Annotated in this window: 12 protein-coding genes and 2 pseudogenes; 5 read left to right on the forward strand and 9 right to left on the reverse strand. The window is 73.5% G+C overall.

The window, feature by feature from the left end; genetic code table 11:
• Window positions 1-6 precede the first annotated feature (6 nt).
• The 6 genes from ABD981_RS37890 to ABD981_RS37915 form a co-directional block, all read right to left on the reverse strand.
• The gene (locus ABD981_RS37890; protein WP_046905362.1) at window positions 7-1191 is read right to left on the reverse strand and encodes a YncE family protein; all 1185 of its coding nucleotides are present in this window, start codon (window positions 1189-1191) and stop codon (window positions 7-9) included.
• Window positions 1191-1943, reverse strand: a complete 753-nt coding sequence (locus ABD981_RS37895; protein WP_046905361.1) for a polysaccharide deacetylase family protein — start codon at window positions 1941-1943, stop codon at window positions 1191-1193. The genes ABD981_RS37890 and ABD981_RS37895 overlap by 1 nt, the downstream gene beginning before the upstream one ends.
• Before the next feature lie 402 nt (window positions 1944-2345).
• On the reverse strand, window positions 2346-2849 hold the full coding sequence (locus ABD981_RS37900) for an ATP-binding protein (RefSeq protein WP_046905360.1): 504 nt from the start codon (window positions 2847-2849) through the stop codon (window positions 2346-2348).
• Between the two features lie 135 nt (window positions 2850-2984).
• Window positions 2985-3752 (reverse strand): enoyl-CoA hydratase/isomerase family protein, encoded by a 768-nt coding sequence (locus tag ABD981_RS37905; RefSeq protein ID WP_046905359.1) that lies wholly within the window; start codon window positions 3750-3752, stop codon window positions 2985-2987.
• Between the two features lie 84 nt (window positions 3753-3836).
• The gene (locus ABD981_RS37910) at window positions 3837-5081 is read right to left on the reverse strand and encodes a L,D-transpeptidase (protein WP_123954070.1); all 1245 of its coding nucleotides are present in this window, start codon (window positions 5079-5081) and stop codon (window positions 3837-3839) included.
• 183 nt (window positions 5082-5264) lie between these two features.
• Window positions 5265-6494 (reverse strand): L,D-transpeptidase, encoded by a 1230-nt coding sequence (locus tag ABD981_RS37915; RefSeq protein ID WP_123954069.1) that lies wholly within the window; start codon window positions 6492-6494, stop codon window positions 5265-5267.
• A gap of 172 nt (window positions 6495-6666) precedes the next feature.
• Here ABD981_RS37915 and glgX point away from each other — a divergent pair, with 172 nt between their 5' ends.
• The gene (glgX, locus tag ABD981_RS37920) at window positions 6667-8886 is read left to right on the forward strand and encodes a glycogen debranching protein GlgX (RefSeq protein WP_046905357.1); all 2220 of its coding nucleotides are present in this window, start codon (window positions 6667-6669) and stop codon (window positions 8884-8886) included.
• On the opposite strand, the gene ABD981_RS37925 is transcribed toward glgX, so the two are convergent.
• On the reverse strand, window positions 8883-10130 hold the full coding sequence (locus tag ABD981_RS37925; protein ID WP_046905356.1) for a hypothetical protein: 1248 nt from the start codon (window positions 10128-10130) through the stop codon (window positions 8883-8885). The genes glgX and ABD981_RS37925 overlap by 4 nt on opposite strands.
• A 252-nt stretch (window positions 10131-10382) precedes the next feature.
• Window positions 10383-10540 (reverse strand): annotated as a pseudogene (locus tag ABD981_RS37930) (response regulator transcription factor); the annotation flags it as partial.
• Window positions 10541-10598: 58 nt separating this feature from the next.
• Between ABD981_RS37930 and ABD981_RS37935 the strand changes: the two are divergent.
• Together ABD981_RS37935 and ABD981_RS37940 are read left to right on the forward strand one after the other, a co-directional pair.
• Window positions 10599-12398, forward strand: a complete 1800-nt coding sequence (locus ABD981_RS37935) for an ABC transporter ATP-binding protein (RefSeq protein WP_046905355.1) — start codon at window positions 10599-10601, stop codon at window positions 12396-12398.
• Window positions 12395-14278: an ABC transporter ATP-binding protein gene (locus ABD981_RS37940; RefSeq protein WP_046905354.1), complete on the forward strand. Its 1884-nt coding sequence runs from the start codon at window positions 12395-12397 to the stop codon at window positions 14276-14278. Before ABD981_RS37935 ends, ABD981_RS37940 begins: the two co-directional genes overlap by 4 nt.
• 99 nt (window positions 14279-14377) lie before the next feature.
• Here ABD981_RS37940 and ABD981_RS37945 read toward each other — a convergent pair whose 3' ends face one another.
• Window positions 14378-15871 (reverse strand): MFS transporter, encoded by a 1494-nt coding sequence (locus tag ABD981_RS37945; protein WP_046905353.1) that lies wholly within the window; start codon window positions 15869-15871, stop codon window positions 14378-14380.
• Window positions 15872-15998: 127 nt separating this feature from the next.
• Between ABD981_RS37945 and ABD981_RS37950 the strand changes: the two genes are divergently transcribed.
• Together ABD981_RS37950 and ABD981_RS37955 are read left to right on the forward strand one after the other, a co-directional pair.
• Window positions 15999-16904 (forward strand): TetR/AcrR family transcriptional regulator C-terminal domain-containing protein, encoded by a 906-nt coding sequence (locus tag ABD981_RS37950; protein WP_046905539.1) that lies wholly within the window; start codon window positions 15999-16001, stop codon window positions 16902-16904.
• Between the two features lie 205 nt (window positions 16905-17109).
• A pseudogene (locus ABD981_RS37955) lies at window positions 17110-17383 on the forward strand (M4 family metallopeptidase); the annotation flags it as partial.

Consider the following 17383-nt stretch of genomic DNA (forward strand, 5'->3'; position numbering starts at 1 on the left):
GAGCGGCTAGCGGAAGATGCCCGTGTGGCCGAGGGAGTAGCGGCCGGGCTGCGGGTAGACCGCCAGGCCGTGGGGGCCGCCGCCGACGGGGACGCGGGCGAGCTGCTTCCCGGTGGCGGTGTCGATGGCGTACACCTCGGAGTCGTAGCGCCCGGAGAGCCAGAGCACCTTCCCGTCGGCGGAGACCCCGCCCATGTCGGGCGAACCGCCGTTCGGGAGCCGCCACTTCTTGGTGAGCCGGTTCTGGGCGAAGTCGAAGACGGAGACCGTGCCCTCGCCGCGGTTGGAGACGTACATCTCCTTGGAGTCGCGGGAGACGTAGAGGCCGTGGCAGCCCTTGCCGGTGGGCAGCAGCGTCGGGGTGGTGAACTTCTCGCCGTCGAGCACCCACATGCCGTGGGCCATCATGTCGGCGATGTAGAAGGTCTTGCCGTCCGGGGAGATCTTCACGTCCTGCGGCATGGCGCCCTGGAAGGGCAGCTTCTGCTGGCCGATGACCTCCATCTTCTCGGTGTCGACCTTGAGGAGTTCGCCGGAGAACTCGCAGGAGACGACGAAGTAGCGCCCGTCGGCGGAGAAGTCGGCGTGGTTGACGCCGTAGCAGGAGACCGGGACGGTCTTGCGGCGTTCCATGGTGTGCGGGTCGCGGAAGACGAGTTCGCGGTCGAGCGAGGCCATGACGACGGCGTACTTGCCGTTCGGGGTGAAGTAGAGGTTGTACGGGTCGTGGACCTCGACGGGCTTGCCGGCGACGCCGGTGGCCGGGTCGATGGGCGTGAGGGTGTGGCCGCGGTTGTTGTTGACCCAGAGGGTCTTCATGTCCCAGGAGGGCACGACGTGTTGCGGCTGGTTGCCGACCGGGATGGTCTCGACGACCTTGTACGTGGCGGGGTCGATGACCGAGACCGTGTTGGAGGCGGTGTTGGGGACGTACACCCGCGAGGGGAAGTCCTTGACGACCGGTGAGAGCCGGTTCGGCCGGTCGGCGGCGTAGACGTCGTCGGGCTTGAGCAGCGGGGGCATGCCGGGCAGTCCGGCGGGGGCTGCGGCCGGTTTCGGCAGGGCGGGGAGCACGGCGGCCTTCTTGACGCCGCCGGAGTTCTCGGCGGGGTGCGGGGTGCCGCAGCCGGCCAGCGCGAGGAGCAGGGCGGCGGCGAGGAGTCCCTTGGTACGGGGGGCGTGGGTCGGCATCAGGTCAGCAGCTCCGTGGTGGTCACCGCGCGCAGGCCGCGGCGGTCGAGGTCGGCGAGGAGGAGGGGCAGCGCGGCGACCGTGTCGGCGTAGCCGAAGTGGAGGCTCACCACCGATCCGTTGCGGATCCGCCCGGTGACGTGGCTGACGACGGCGGCGGGGCCGGGCGAGGTGTAGTCGAGGGAGTCCACGTCGTACGAGAGGACGTGCGGGTATCCGGCGCGCCGGGCGGCCCGGCGGACGGTCTCGGCGGCGTGCTGGGTGCGGGAGGGCCGGAACCAGGTGCCGATGGAGCCGGTGAGGCGGCGCAGCCGGGTGGCGCAGGCCTGGATCTCGGCGAGGGCGTCGGCCTCGGTCATGGCGTTGACGTCGACGTGGCGCTGGGTGTGGTTGCCGAGGTCGTGGCCGCCGTCGAGGACGCGGCGGGCCATCTCGGGGTACCGGTCGAGCCAGTCGCCGACGGCGAGGACGGTGACACGGGCGCCGGCCCGTTCGGCGTGGCCGAGGACGGCGCGGGCGAGGGCGGGGTCGCCCTGTCCGTGGAAGGTGAGGGCGACCGCGGGGCGGTCGCGGGGGCCGTTGGCGATCTCGTCGGGGCGGCCGGGATAGCAGCGCGGCGACGGGGCGGCGGGGGCGGGTGCGGGGCCCTTGGGGGGTGCGGGGCGCGGCTCCGTACCGCAGGCGGTGGCGAGGGCCCCCGCGAGGGCGGTGGCCGCGCCCGCCCGGAGGGCACCGCGGCGGTCGGTCGGCATCACGGGACCATTTAAGGGCTGGTATGCCGGAATCGCGACGATTGAGCCAATTCAGGACGTTTGCGGGACGGGATCAGGCGTCCACCATGCGGACGGGGCGAGGAAACACCCGATGAACGCCATACTTATTCATCGTTTATAAGGACGGTGCTGCATGTCACCAACGATTCATTGGTAAACCGTCCCGCTTTGTCCGACTCTGCCCCGGTAGGGACTTTTGGCGGAGTGGCCACCTGTCTGCCATAGTCGGAGACACGACCCCCATTGACCCGGGCCAGGTCGACATGGCGGCCGTGGACACACCCCCCCCGATCCACGGCGCATCACACGGAAGCCCCCACGCGCCCCACCACGGCGGACGGGGGCTTTCGTGCGTCCGGGGGCCGCCCGCCCGGACACGGCCTAGCGGTCGCCGACCCGCATCTCGAACCAGGTCGTCTTGCCGCGCGGGGCGAGGTCCACGCCCCAGCGGTCGGAGAGCTTGTCGACGAGGAAGAGGCCCCGGCCGCTCGTGTCGAGCTCGTGCACCGGCATCAGACAGGGCAGTCCGCGCGAGGGGTCGCGCACCTCGATCCGGATCCAGCCGCGGCGGCGCAGCATGCGCAGGGCGAAGACCCGCGCGCCGGTGTGCCGGACGGCGTTGCCGACCAGCTCGGAGACGAGCAGCACCGCGTGCTCGGCGATCTGCGGACCGAGCGCCCACTGGCGCAGCACGACCCACTGGGTGAGCCGACGGGCGACCGCGGCCGACTCGGGACGGGACGGCAGCCGGACATCCTCCTCGGCCGGGTTCCCGTACAACTCCAGTGCTTCCGCGGCCTGTCCGTCCTCCGCGGCCGGCACCCACCGTGCGGCGGTCGCACCGCCGCGCTGCCGCGGTTGATCCATACCATCCAGGCCCGCCATGCCCCCATCATGGCCGCACGGAGCGGGGCGCGGGGGGCGTTCCGCGGGATTCGACCCCCCGGAATCGACAATTCCGGGGGATCCGTCCGACAGCGGCCGACGCCGGTCCGCGACGTCGGCGGAAGCGGGCCCGGCTCAGGCGAACGTGGCCTTGCCCGGGCCCTCCTCGACGAAGCTGCGCATCCCGCGCTCCCGGTCCTCCGTCGCGAACAGGCCCGCGAACCAGGTGCGTTCGATGGCGAGACCGGTGTCGATGTCCGCCTCCAGACCCTGGTCGACCGACTCCTTCGCGGCCCGCAGGGCGATCGCGGGCCCCTTCGCCAGCTGCGCGGCCCAGGCGTGCGCCTGCTCGTACACCTCGGCGGCCGGCACGACCCGGTCGACCAGGCCGAGCCGGAGCGCCTCGTCCGCCCTCACCATGCGGCCGGTGAAGATGAGGTCCTTGGCCTTGGAGGGGCCGACGAGACGGGAGAGGCGCTGGGTGCCGCCGGCGCCGGGGATGAGGCCGAGCAGGATCTCGGGCTGGCCCAGCTTGGCGTTGTCCGCGGCGATCCGGTAGTCGGCGCAGAGCGCGAGCTCGCAGCCGCCGCCCAGCGCGTACCCGGTGACGGCCGCGACGACCGGCTTGGGGATGCGGGCGACCGCGGTGAAGGAGTCCTGCAGCGCCCGGGACCGCTTGACCATGGCCGCGTGGTCCATGACCTGCATCTCCTTGATGTCCGCGCCGGCCGCGAACACCTTCTCGCCGCCGTAGAGGATCACGGCCCGCACGTCGTCGCGGTCGGTCGCCTCCTCGGCCAGCTCGCGCAGCCGGTCCTGGGTGGCGACGTCCAGGGCGTTCATCGGGGGGCGGTCGAGACGGATCGTGCCGACGCCATCGGCGACTTCGAGGTTCACAGTCATGGACCGAAGGTTAGCCGCCGTTAACGGCGCGGGCCCCGGTGCCGTTGGTCACAGCACCGGGGCCCGCGAGGGGAGGACGGAAGGTCAGGCCTTCCACTCCGACCAGGACATGTTCCAGCCGTTGAGGCCGTTGTCCGGCTTGATCTGCTTGTCGCGCGAGTTCTTCACGATGACGACGTCACCGATGATCGAGCGGTCGAAGAACCAGGCGGCGGGCGTCGAGCTGTCGCCGGCGCCGCGGGTGTCGCGCAGACCGACGCAGCCGTGGCTGACGTTGGCCGAGCCGAAGGTCGAGGCCGAGGCCCAGTAGTTGCCGTGCACGAAGGTGCCCGAGGTGGACAGGCGCATCGCGTGCGGCACGTCCTTGATGTCGTACTCGCCGCCGAAGCCCACGGTGGCGCCGTTCATGCGCGTCACCTTGTACTTCTCGCTGATCACCATCTGACCGTTGTACGTGGTCGTGGACGGCGCGCCGGCCGTGATCGGCAGGGTCTTGATGATCTGGCCGTCGCGCTCGATCTTCATCGTCTTGGCGCTGGCGTCCACCGTGGAGACCTGGCGGCGCCCGATGGTGAAGGTGATCGTCTTCTTCTGCTTGCCGTACACGCCCGGGCGGCCCTCGACGCCGTCCAGGTTGAGCTTGACGGTCACCTTGGTGCCCGCGGCCCAGTAGTCCTCGGGACGGAAGTCGAGCCGGTCGTTGCCGAACCAGTGCCCCTCGATCTCCACGGCCGGCTCCGCCGTCACCTTGATGGCGCGCTCGACGGCCTCCGGGTTGGTGATGCCCCGGGTGAAGTTGATCGAGACCGGCATGCCGACGCCGACGGTCGCGCCGTCCTCCGGCGTGTAGTGGCCGATGAAGGTGTTCTTCGGGACGAGGGTGCTGAAGGTGGTGTCCTTCGCCGACTCACGGCCCTCGGTGTCCTTGGCCACGGCGTGCACCTTGTACTGGGTGCCGGCCGACAGGTGGCCGAGCGGCTCCCAGCTCGCGCCGTCCGCGGAGATCCGGCCCTCGACCGGGGTGCCCTTGGTGTCGGCGACCGTGACCGTCGACAGCTTGCCCTGATCGGCCGTCACCTTCAGCGCGCCGCTGGTGGCGACCGAGTCGGCGCCGTCCTTCGGGGCGATCGTCACGACCGCGGTGGACGCCGCGATCTCCTGCTTGCCGCCGGAGCCCGCCGGGCCCTGGCCCCCCTTGCCCCCGCCGGTGGCACCGCCGCCGCCGCACGCGGTCAGCACGAGGAGCAGCGTCCCCGTCGCCAGCGCGCCCAGGCGGGCGCCTCGGCGCCGTCGTCCGGCGGTCCCTCCGGATATCGGCTGCCCGTTCACTATGCTCTTCTCCCCTCGGACGACCCGGCACTGCTCGGGCCCCACCCCCGTGCGCATCCTCCCGCGCACACGGCGTTAGATAATCACACCGCCGGACACGAAACTTCCACGCGAATGTCACCGTTCAGTCCCAGTTCACGCGGGGCGCGGCGACCGGCGGGCCCCGGGCCGCGTCGTCCCGGATCAGCTCAGCGCGGAACCCGCCCGCCAGCGGCTCCACTCCATGTTCCAGCCGCCCAGACCGTTGTCCGCGGCGACCTGCTTGTCGCGCGAGTTGACCACCTCGACCACGTCGCCGATGAGGGTCCGGTCGAAGAACCAGCCGGCCGGGGTGTCCGAGCCGCCGCCCTTCACGTCCCGCAGCCCGACGCAGCCGTGGCTGACGTTGGCCGAGCCGAAGGTGGACGCCGAGGCCCAGTAGTTGCCGTGCAGGAAGGTCCCCGAGTCGGTCAGCCGGATCGCGTGCGGCACGTCCTTGATGTCGTACTCGCCGCCGAAGCCCACCGTACGCCCGTCCATCCGGGTCACCTCGAACAGCTCCGTGACCACCATCTTGCCGTTGTACGTGGTGGTCTTCGGCGCCCCGGCCGTGATCGGCAGCGTGGTGAGCAGGTCGCCGTCCCGGCGGATCTCCATCGTGTGCCGCTCGGCGTCGACCAGGGAGACCTGGGAGCGGCCCACCGTGAAGCCGACCTTCTTGCGCTGGATCCCGTACACCCCGGGCGCGCCCTCGACGTCGCGCAGGTCGAGGTCGACGGTGACCTCGGTGCCGGGCTGCCAGTACGCGGCGGGGCGGAAGTCGAGGCGGTCCTTGCCGAACCAGTGGCCGGCGATGTCGACCGGCGGGTCGGAGGTGACCCGGATGGCCCGCTCGACCTCCGCGCGGTTCTCGATCTCCCGGTTGAAGGAGAAGGAGACGATCATGCCGGTGCCGACCGTGGACCGGTTCTCCGGCTTGAAGTAGCCGATGAAGCGGCGCTCGGGCACCACCGTGGTGAAGGTGGTGTGCCGGGCCGAGCGGCGCCCGTGGGCGTCGAGCGCGACCGCGTCCACGCTGTACTTCGCGGCCAGCGCGAGCCGGGTGCCCGGGCCCGGGCGCCAGCGCAGCCCGTCCGCGGAGATCTCCCCCGCCACCCGGGTGCGCTGCGCGTCCTCCACCTGGACGACGGTGACCCGCTCCAGGCGGCCGCTGTCCACCCGCACCTCCAGGGGCCCGTCGGCGGGCACCCCGCGGCTGCCGTCCTCGGGGCTGACCCGGATCACGTCGCCGGGCGCCCGCGCCTTGCCCGGCAGGGCCACGCCGGTGCCGAGGCCCCCGCCACCGCCGGCACCGCCGTCACCGTCGGCTCCGGTGCAGCCCGCGAGGCCCGCCAACAGTCCCGCCACGGCGAGCGCGTACCCCGCCCGCTTCATCACATGTCTCACGACCGGCCCAACGACGGCCACCCTCCAGGGGAAACGTGCGTGCGGGTCATGTTGGGAGCAGGGCCGTGCGGGCAGAACAGGTGGGAGGACCACGTGCGGACAGCGGCGGCCGGGACGCCGCCGCCCTCCCGCACGGGGAGAGCCGCGGGAGGCCGGGACGGTGTCGAGCGCAGCCGAGCAGGAGGCGGTACACGAGCATGCCCGCGCCCCGAAGGGGCCGGAGCGGGTGGTGTGGCCGGGGGCGCCGACCCCGCTCGGCGCCCGCTGCCGGGTGGGCCCCGACGGGGTCGCGGGCACCAACTTCGCGCTGTGGTCGGGCGGGGCGGAGGCCGTCGAGCTGTGCCTGTTCGACGCCGACGGCACCGAGACGCGGCTCGAACTGGCCGAGCCGACCCATGAGATCTGGCACGGCTTCGTGCCGGGCGTCGGCCCCGGACAGCGGTACGGCTACCGGGTGCACGGACGCTGGGACCCGTGGACCGGGGCCCGCTGGAACCCGGCGAAGCTGCTCCTCGACCCGTACGCCCGGGCCGTCGACGGGGCCGCGGGCAACGACTACCGCTCGCTGCCGCCCGAGGCGTACGGGCACGTGCGGGACTGGCCGCAGCAGCACGTCGCCGACACCGTCCGCGACGAGCGGGACTCCGCCCCGTACGTCCCCAAGGGGGTCGTCGTCCAGGACGACGACGACTGGTCCGACGACCGCAGGCCCAAGACGCCCTGGCCGGACTCGGTCATCTACGAGCTGCACGTCAAGGGCTTCACCGCCCGGCACCCCGGCATCCCCGAGCACCTGCGCGGCACCTACGCGGGCCTCGCGCACCCGGCCGCGATCGAGCACCTGGTGCGGCTCGGCGTCACCGCGGTCGAACTGCTGCCGGTGCACCAGTTCGCGCACGAGGACCATCTACTGCGGCGCGGCCTCACCAACTACTGGGGCTACAACTCCATCGGCTACTTCGCCCCGCACGCCGGCTACTCGGCGAGCGGGACGGCCGGGCAGCAGGTCGGCGAGTTCAAGCGGATGGTGCGGGCGCTGCACGCCGCCGGGATCGAGGTCATCCTCGACGTCGTCTACAACCACACCGCCGAGGCCGGCGAGCTCGGCCCCACCCTGTCCCTGAAGGGCATCGACAACCGCGGCTACTACCGCCTCCAGTCGGACGCCCGGCGCTACGCCGACTACACCGGCTGCGGCAACACCCTGCACGTGGTGCAGCCGCAGGTGCTGCGGCTCATCACCGACAGCCTGCGCTACTGGGTGACCGAGATGGGCGTGGACGGCTTCCGCTTCGACCTGGCGGCGGCGCTCGCCCGCTCGATGCACGACGTCGACATGCTCTCCCCCTTCCTCGCGGTCATCGCCCAGGACCCGGTGCTGCGCCGGGTCAAGCTCATCGCCGAGCCCTGGGACGTCGGCAACGGCGGCTACCAGGTGGGCTCCTTCCCGCCGCTGTGGACGGAGTGGAACGACCGCTACCGGGACGCCGTACGGGACTTCTGGCGCGGCGCCCTGCCCGACGTCCGGGACCTCGGCTACCGGCTCTCCGGCTCCAGCGACCTGTACGCCTGGGGCGGGCGGCGCCCGTACGCCTCGGTCAACTTCGTGACCGCCCACGACGGCTTCACCCTGCGCGACCTCGTCACCTACGAGCGCAAGCACAACGAGGCCAACGGCGAGGGCAACCGGGACGGCACCCACGACAACCGCTCCTGGAACTGCGGCACCGAGGGCGAGACCGACGACCCCGGGATCAACGCCCTGCGCCGGCGCCAGCTGCGCAACCTGATGACCACGCTGCTGCTGTCGACCGGGGTGCCGATGCTCGTCGCGGGCGACGAGATGGGCCGCACCCAGGGCGGCAACAACAACGCCTACTGCCAGGACAACGAGATCGGCTGGCTGGACTGGAGCCTCCCGGAGGACCCGGGCCGCGCCCAGCTCCTGGCGCTGACCCGCCGGCTGCTCGCCCTGCGCCACCGTCACCCGGTGCTGCGCCGCCGGGCCTTCTTCTCGGGCCGGCCCGCCGCCGACGGGCTGCGGGACCTGGCCTGGTTCACCGCCGACGGCACCGAGATGACCGAACCCGACTGGTACGCCCCGGCGGCGACGCTCGGCCTCTACCTGTCGGGCCGCGACATCCCGGGCCGGGACGCGCGCGGCCGGCAGGTCACCGACGACAGCTTCCTGGCGGTGCTCCACGCGGGCCACCGCCCGGTGGAGTTCCGGCTGCCCGGCCCGCCGTGGGCCGCGTCCTACGAGCTGATCGTGGACACCGCTACGGAGGACCAGTCCCGCGCCCCGGGGACGGTGCACCGGGGCGGGGGGACGATCACCGTGGCGGGGCGGTCGGTGGTGCTGCTGCGGGTGGGCGGCTAGCGGGTCTCGACGAAGCAGGTGTAGTCGCCCTCGACGTCGACGTCGGGGCCGGTGTACGCGGAGGACGTGGTGCCCTGCCCGTAGGTGGTGAAGGAGCCGGCCGGGCGCCCGTCGGCGATCCAGGAGCGCGGTGCGGTGCCGAACGCGTCCTCGCACCGGTCCTGGCCCTCGCGCGCGGCGACGCCGTCCGGGTCGCCCTGGACGGTCTCCTTGAACCTGACCTGCCCGAACACCCGGAGGTCCGCGCCGGAGCCGCAGGGGACGACCCGGACCAGCGCCAGGGTGCCGAGCCCGGTGTCGACGGAGGCGCAGCCGCCGGGCTTCACCCGGTGCACGTCGGTCAGCGCCTTCTCGGCGTCCCGGACCCGCGCGCCGGCGGGCGGCGGCGGCACGGGGGTCCTGCCGTGGCCGGACAGCGCGTAGTCGGCGCGCAGCGAGGTCACCCCCTTCAGGAGGTGCCGGCCGTGCAGCAGCGCGAGCGCGGGGGCGTAGTCGGCGGTGGCGCGCAGGAGCAGGCCGTGGGCGTCGAGCACGACGGTCATGCGGATCGGTCCGGGGGCCTGCCGGGCGAGGTCCTGGGTGAGGTCGAGCGCCTCCGGCAGCGCGCCGGTGGCGTAGGTGAGGGGCACGTCCAGCCGGTACGTGCGGCTGCCGTCCGCGCCCTTCACGGGCGGCGTGCTCGCGTCGGCGACGGAGACGACCTCGGCGAGCGTCCGGCCGTACGGGGCGGTGTCGCCGGCCCGCTGGAGGGCGCCGTCCATCCGGTCCACGACGTCGGTGGAGGCGGCGGAGGAGTACCGCAGCCAGCCGCCGTCCGCGGTGCGGTAGGAGACCTGGTTGCCCGAGACGGCGAAGGTCTGCGGCCTGCGCTCGCGGACCGGCTCCCCGCCCAGTTCGCGCGCCGCGTCCGCCGGGAAGCGGCGCGGGACCTCGACCACCCGTTCCGCCCGTGCCGTGTCCTTCGCGTAGTCCTGCACGCCGGTCACGCGCTCCACGGCGGTGCCCTTGGCGGAGCCGTAGCGGAGCGTCCAGGTGAAGGCGGCGGAGCCGGCCGCCCTGGTGGCCTCGCTCGCGGCGGAGAGCTGGTCGTCGAGGCGTACCGAGAAGACGGGGGTCGGGGTGGGCGAGGGGGTCGTCGGGGCCGCCTCGCCGTCCCGGCCGCCGGACTGGCAGGCCGCCACCGTCGTCAGCAGCAGCGGCAGCACCAGTGCGGCGGCGCGCCGCCGCGTCCTGGAGTCGTTCATGGTCCCCACCCTCGTCACCCGTTCCTCCGGCCGCGCGGCCGAACGGGCGGGATCCTACGGACCGGCTCGCGGCCGACGGACGGTGGGCCCCGCGCCGGCCACCACGGCGCGACGGCGGTGGCCGGCGGGGGAAGGCGCACGTGGCGGCTCGCCGTCCCCCGTGAGCCGTCCCGTGCGCTGTCCAGTCTCCGCGCCCGGGTGGGCGGTGTCGTTGTCCGGGAGCGCAGGGCCCGTTGACGCTGGGCGCAGCGGTCAGCCGGTGCCGCCGAGGATGCCCCGCTGGTAGGCGACGGCGACGGCCGCCGCGCGGTCCTCGGCGCCCAGCTTGGCGTGGATGTGCGTCAGGTGGTCTTGACGGTGGCTTCGCTGAGGAAGAGCTCGGCAGCGGTCTCGCGGTGGGAGGTGCCCCGCCCGGTGGCCGGAAAACCACATGAGCCGTGTCAGGGGTGAACCGTAGGCTCGGACCTGATGCCCACTGAACATGTACCCACCAAGGAATCGTCCCCCGGACGGCGCTCGACGGTGCGCGCGCTGCTGCGTCTGTGGCCGTACGTACGCCCGGTGCGGGCCCGGCTCTTCACCGCCGCGTTCGTCGCGATCGTGGCCTCCTGTCTGTCGCTCGTGATCCCCCTGGTCCTGAAGTGGCTGGTCGACGGCCCGGTCACGGCCGGCGACCGGGCCGGAGTCTGGTTCGGCGCGCTGTACCTGCTCCTCCTCGGCATCACCGAGGCGGTCCTCTTCGGCGTCCGGCGCTGGCTGGTGGCGCGCCCGCTCGCGGGGGTGGAGGCGGGGATGCGGGCCGACCTGTACCGGCACCTCCAGCGGCTGCCGATCGCCTTCCACGACCGCTGGGCATCCGGCCAGCTCCTGTCGCGCGGCACCACGGACCTCATGCTGATCCGCCTCTTCCTCGCCTTCCCGCTGACCTTCCTACTGGTCAACGGCGTGACGATCCTGGTGGGTTACGCGGTGCTGTTCGCCCAGGACTGGACGCTGGGCCTGGTGCTGCTGGCCCCCGTCGCGCCGATGGTCATCCTCTGCTCGCTCTTCGAGCGGAAGTACACGGTGGTGACCCGGCGGGCGCAGGACCAGGTGGGCGACCTGACCACGGTGGTCGAGGAGAGCGTGCTCGGCATCCGGATCGTGAAGGGCTTCGGCCGGCACCGCAGCCAGGCGGACGCCTTCCGGAACCTGGCGGAGCTGCTCCGGGGCACGGAACTGGCCAAGGCCCGTCTGCTGGCCTGGATCTGGGCGGTGATGACGCTGCTGCCCGAACTGGCGGTGGGCGCCGCCCTGGTGCTGGGCACGGTGCAGGTGGCCGACGGGCAGCTGTCGGCGGGCACGCTGGTGGCGTTCCTGGCGACGGCGCTGGCACTGCGCTGGCCGGTGGAGTCGATCGGCTTCCTGCTGGCGATGAGCCAGGAGGCGGCGACGGCGGCCGAGCGCTACTTCGAGGTGATGGACGAACCCGAGGAGGAGGACGCCCTCCGGGAGGAAGCCGGGGGGACCGGCGAACGGTCCACCGGCCTCCACTTCGAGAACATCACCTTCCACTACCCGGACGCGCCCCCCGGCAGCCCGCCCGTCCTGGACGGCGTGGACCTGCACGTCCGGCCCGGCGAGACGCTGGCGCTGGTGGGCGGCACGGGCTCGGGCAAGACGACCCTCACCGCCCTCGTCCCCCGGCTGCACGAGCCGAGCGCCGGCCGGATCCTCCTGGACGGCGAGGACATCACCCTCATGCCCCGGGAACGGCTGCGCTCCCTGGTGTCGGTGGCGTTCGAGGAGCCGACCCTGTTCTCGGCGAGCATCGGCGAGAACGTCCTGATGGGGACGGCCGGGGGAACGGACGAGGACCTGTCCCGGGCCCTGTCCGTGGCCCAGGCGCAGGACTTCGTGGGGAGGCTGCCCGAGGGCGCGGACACCCAGGTCGGCGAACAGGGCCTGAGCCTGTCGGGCGGCCAGCGGCAGCGCCTCGCACTGGCCCGGGCGGTCGTGGGCCGCCCCCGCTTCCTGGTCCTGGACGACCCGCTGTCGGCGCTGGACGTGCACACGGAGGCGAAGGTCGAGGCGGCACTGCGGGAGGTGCTGCGCGACACGACCGCCCTGGTGGTGGCGCACCGCCCGTCGACGGTGCTGCTGGCCGACCGGGTGGCGCTGCTGTCCGGCGGCCGGGTGGCGGCGGTCGGCACCCACCACGAACTGCTCCGCGAGAGCGCCGAGTACGCATGGCTGATGTCCGGCGAAAGGCATGAGGACCCCCGATGACGGACACGAACACGGAACGGAAGACCCCGCCCGGCAGCCGTGGGACGCCAGGAGCCCCCGCACCCCTCACCGCACCGCCGGCCGGCCCGGCCGACCCCTTCGACCAGGACGACCTCCCCACCGCCCCCGGCGCCACGGGCCGGCTCCTCCGCTCCCTCCTGAGCGCCCACCGGGCGACGGCCGCGACGGCGGTCCTCCTGCTCCTGGTCCAGCAGCTGGCCCTCCAGGCGGGCCCGCTCCTGGTGGCGTACGCGATCGACCGGGGCGTGCCGGCGTTCCGCGCCGGGAACCACACCCCGGTCCTCGCCGTGGCGCTCGGCTACCTGGGCTGCGCGGCGGCCGGCGGCCTGCTCCAGTACGCGTTCGTGCGGACGGCCGCGCGGATCAACCAGGCCGTCCTGCTGGACCTGCGCGGCCGGATCTTCCGCCACGCGCAGGATCTCAGCATCGACTTCCACGAGCGCTACACCTCGGGCCGGCTGATCTCCCGCTCCACGACCGACGTGGAGTCGCTGCGCGAGCTGCTCTCCGAGGGCCTGCAGGAACTCCTGGGCGTGGCCCTGTCCTTCGTGTCGATCTCGCTGATGCTGCTCTGGCTGGACCTGGGCGTCGGCGCGGTGGCGGTGGCCTCGTTCGGCCCGCTGTACCTCCTGGTCCGGAGCTACCGCCGGCGCTCCGCCGCGGTGTTCGCGGTCCGCTCGACGGCGATCGCCGGGGTGATCGTGAAGTTCGCGGAGACGCTGAACGGCATCCGGCCGGTGCGCGCCTTCCGCCGGGAGCGGGCGAACGACGCGGAGTTCGCGGTCCTGAACGCGCGGCACGAGCGCAGCAACGGCGACGCGCTCCTGGAGATGGCCCGGTACGTGGTGGGCTCGCGGCTCGTGGCGAACACGGCGGTGGCCGGCATGTGCCTGTGGGGCGCGTACCGGGTGGCGGGCGGCACGCTGGAGCTGGGCGTGCTGGCGGCGGCGGTGCTGTACGTACGCCGGCTGTACGACCCGATCGACCGGCTCGGCATGTTCCTCAACTCGTACGAGTCGGCGGCGGCCTCGCTCGCGAAGATCGCGGGCCTGCTCGCCCAGCGGCCGGGCGTCCCGGAGGCGACCGCGCCCCGGGAGCTGCCGGTGCGCACCGGCGCCCCGGGCCGCGAGGTGGTCTTCGAGGGGGTCCGGTTCGCGTACCGGACGGGCGGCGAGGTGCTGCCGCGCCTCGACCTGACGATCCCGGCGGGCCAGACGGTCGCCGTCGTGGGCTCGACGGGCGCGGGCAAGTCGACGCTGGCGAAACTGCTGGCCCGCTTCTACGACCCGACGGAGGGCCGGGTGCTGCTGGACGGGGCGGACCTGCGCGAGCTGGCGACGCCGGAGCTGCGGCGGGGCGTGGTGATGGTGACGCAGGAGGCGTTCCTGTTCTCGGGGACGGTCGCGGAGAACATCGCGATCGGCCGCCCGGAGGCGAGCCGCGAGGAGATCGAGCAGGCGGCGAAGGCCATCGGCGCCCACGACTTCATCGCGGCGCTGCCGGACGGCTACGACACGGACGTGCGCAAGCGGGGCGGCCGGATCTCGGCGGGCCAGCGCCAACTGGTCGCCTTCGCGCGGGCGTTGCTGGCGGACCCTGCGGTGCTCATCCTGGACGAGGCGACCAGCTCGCTGGACGTGCCGGGCGAGCGGGCGGTGCAGCGGGCGATGGACACGGTCCTGGCGGGCCGCACGGCGGTGGTCATCGCCCACCGCCTGTCGACGGTGGAGGTGGCGGACCGGGTCCTGGTGATGGAATCGGGCCGGGTCGTGGAGGACGGCTCACCGGCGGCACTGGTCGGCGGCGAGGGCCGGTACGCGGGGCTGCACAAGGCCTGGCGCGACAGTCTGGTGGGCTGAGGGGCCCGGTGGGCCCCTGCGACCCACCGGACCGACGCGCGACGCGGCGACCGGGCCCACCAGGGCCCCGGTCAGCGGGCCACCCGGCCGACACGCCCCTCAGTCCCCCACCCGCCGCCCCCGCAGCACCCCGTACGAGAGACCCGCGGCGACCAGCATCAGCACCCCCGCGCCGACCGCCGCCCCGCCGATCGCCTCGGTGAAGGCGGCGCGGGCCGCGGCGAGGACGGGGGCGGGGGCGCCGAGGGCCCCGCCGAGGGTCTCGCGGGCGGCGACGGGCGCCCCGGAGGGCATGGCGGCGGTGTAGACGGCGGTGCCGACGGAGCCGAGGACGGCCATGCCGAGGGCTCCGCCGAGTTCCTGGCCCGATTCGAGGACCGCGGCGGCCGCCCCGGCCCGCTCGACGGGCGCGGCGCCGAGGGCGAGTTCGTTGCCGAGGGTCATGGCCGAGACGATCCCGGCCGCGTACCCGGCGCAGGCGGTGAGCACGGCCCACAGCGGGGTGCCGAGGTCGACGAGGGCCAGCCACCCGAAGCAGGCGGCGGCGAGGAGGAACCCGCCGGCCATGACGTACGCCCGGTCGGTCCGCCGGGCGAGCCCCGCGGCGGCCGGGGCGGCGGCCATGACGCCGAGGGTGGGCACGAGGCTCCACAGGGCGGCCTCGAAGGGGCTCTGGCCGAGGACGGACTGCAGGTACTGGGTGGTGAAGACGGCGAAGCCGACGGTCGCGGCCATGGCGAGCAGGTTGACGAGGACGGAGCCGCCGTAGGCGGGGCGGCGCAGCAGGGCGAGGTCGACCATGGGGTGGGCGAGCCGGGACTGGCGGCGCAGGAAGGCGGCGGCGACGCAGAGGCCGGCGGCGACGGCGAGCGCGGCGAGGGGCGACCACCCGTCCGTGGCGAACTCCTTGACGCCGTAGACGGTCGGCAGCACCGCGCCGAGGGAGAGCAGCGCGCTCCACCCGTCGAAGCGGCCCGGCCCGGGCGTGCCCCGGCCGGCGGGCAGGAGGACGGGGCCGAGGAGCAGGAGCAGGGCCATGGCGGGCAGGTTGACGAGGAACACCGAGCCCCACCAGAAGTGTTCGAGGAGCGCTCCGCTGAGGATGGGCCCGAGGGAGATGCCGCCGGCCATGACCGCGGTCCAGGTGGTGACGGCCTTGGCGCGCTGGGCCTCGTCGCGGAAGAGGGTGCGGATCATGGCGAGGGTGGTGGGCATCAGGCAGGCCCCGCCGACGCCGAGGAGCGCGCGGGCCGCGATGAGCGTGCCGGCGCCGTCGGCGAGGGCGGCGGCGCAGGAGGCCAGGCCGAAGAGGGCGGCGCCGCCGAGGAGCAGCCGGCGCCGGCCGAGGCGGTCGGCGAGGGCGCCCATGGTGATGAGGAGTCCGGCGAGGACGAAGCCGTACATGTCGAGGATCCACAGCTGCGCGGTGGCGCCGGGGCGGAGTTCGGCGGCGATCGCGGGGAGGGCGAAGTAGAGGACGGAGACGTCCATGGAGACGAGGAGCAGGGGCAGCATCAGGACGGCGAGGGCGGTCCATTCGCGGCGGCCGGCGAGCGCTTCGCCGGCGGCGCGGGGCGGGGTGGTGAGCGTCATGGGAGCAAGGAAGCAAGGCGACGGACGGGCCGCCATCCTCGCCCTAGTGCACTGCCGTCCTGGACGGAGAATCCCCTGGTGGACGGGGTGCACACCGTACGGGGGTGCACTAGTACACTCCGCGCCCATGAGCAGCCGTCCGCCCTATCTGTCCATCGCCGCCGAGATCGGCCGCCGGATCCGCACCGGGGAGCTCGCGCCGGGCGCGCGGGTGCCGTCGACGCGGGCCATCACCCGCGAGTGGGGGGTCGCGATGGCGACGGCGACGAAGGCGCTGGCGGCGCTGCGCCAGGAGGGCCTGGTGCGCCCGGAGCCGGGGGTCGGCACGGTGGTCGTGGGCCCTTCGGCGGAGGGCGCGGGCCCGGCGGCGGGCCTGTCGCGGGAGCGGATCGTGGCGGCGGCGGTGGCCCTGGCCGACGCGGAGGGGCTGGGCGCGCTGACGATGCGCCGGCTGGCGACGCTCCTGTCGGTGTCGACGACGGCGCTGCACCGGCACGTGCCGGGCAGCGGCGAGCTGGTGCGGCTGATGACGGACGCGGTCTGCGCCGAGGTGCCGCTGGGCCCGGTCCCGGCCGACTGGCGGACGGGGCTCGAGCGGGCGGCACGGTGGCTGCGCGGGGTGTACACGCGGCACGGGTGGATGGCGCACGCGATGGCGGGTTTCCTGCGTCCGGTCGCCGCGCCGCACGCGATGGCGTACACGGAGTGGGTGCTGGCGGTGCTGCGGTCGACCCCGATGACGGCGGAACAGAAGCTGCACAGCCATCTGGCGATCTTCGCGTACGTCCAAGGGGTGGGAATGGCCGACGACTTGGAGGTGCGGGCGCGGCAGGATTCGGGGATCTCGGACGACGAGTGGATGGATCAGAACGAGCCACGGTTCGATGCGATCCAGTCCTCGGGCACGTACCCCTTCCTGCACGCCCTGACCATGGAGGGCGACTTCGTGCTGAGCCTGGAGTCGCTCTTCGAATTCGGCCTCAGGAGAACGCTGGACGGCATCGCGGTCATGATCGGTGAAACGTCCGCTTAACGAACAGAGCCCTTCAAACAGCGGACGATTTCCGGCCAACTTGTTGACGCGCTCCTGACAGACGGCGGCCACAACTGCCACTCTCTCCCCCGGCTCTTCGCACCAACGTTCAGCGCATCACCCGTACGTGCTCCACAGCTCTGCTTGCTCAGCCCGGGCGGCATCACCCAGCCCTCCCGGTACCCCCCTCGCAAAAGGAGTCTGCGTGAGATCCACGCCCAGCCGTCGCGCCACCGCGACCGGCGCCCTGATCGCTGCCGCCGCCATGATCGCCGTCGGTGTGCAGACCGGTTCCGCCACCGCCGACCAGCTCGGTGCCGCCCCGAAGGCGCAGGCCGCCTCCAAGGCGAACCCCGGCAAGCTGCCGGCCGACCTCTCGCCGGCCCAGCGCGCCGCGCTGATCCGCGCCGCCCAGGCGGACTCCGCCGCGACGGCCAAGAGCCTCGGCCTCGGGTCCCAGGAGAAGCTCGTCGTCCGCG

Origin of the sequence: Streptomyces showdoensis (genome assembly GCF_039535475.1) — a bacterium.
Classification (GTDB): Bacteria; Actinomycetota; Actinomycetes; order Streptomycetales; family Streptomycetaceae; genus Streptomyces; species Streptomyces showdoensis.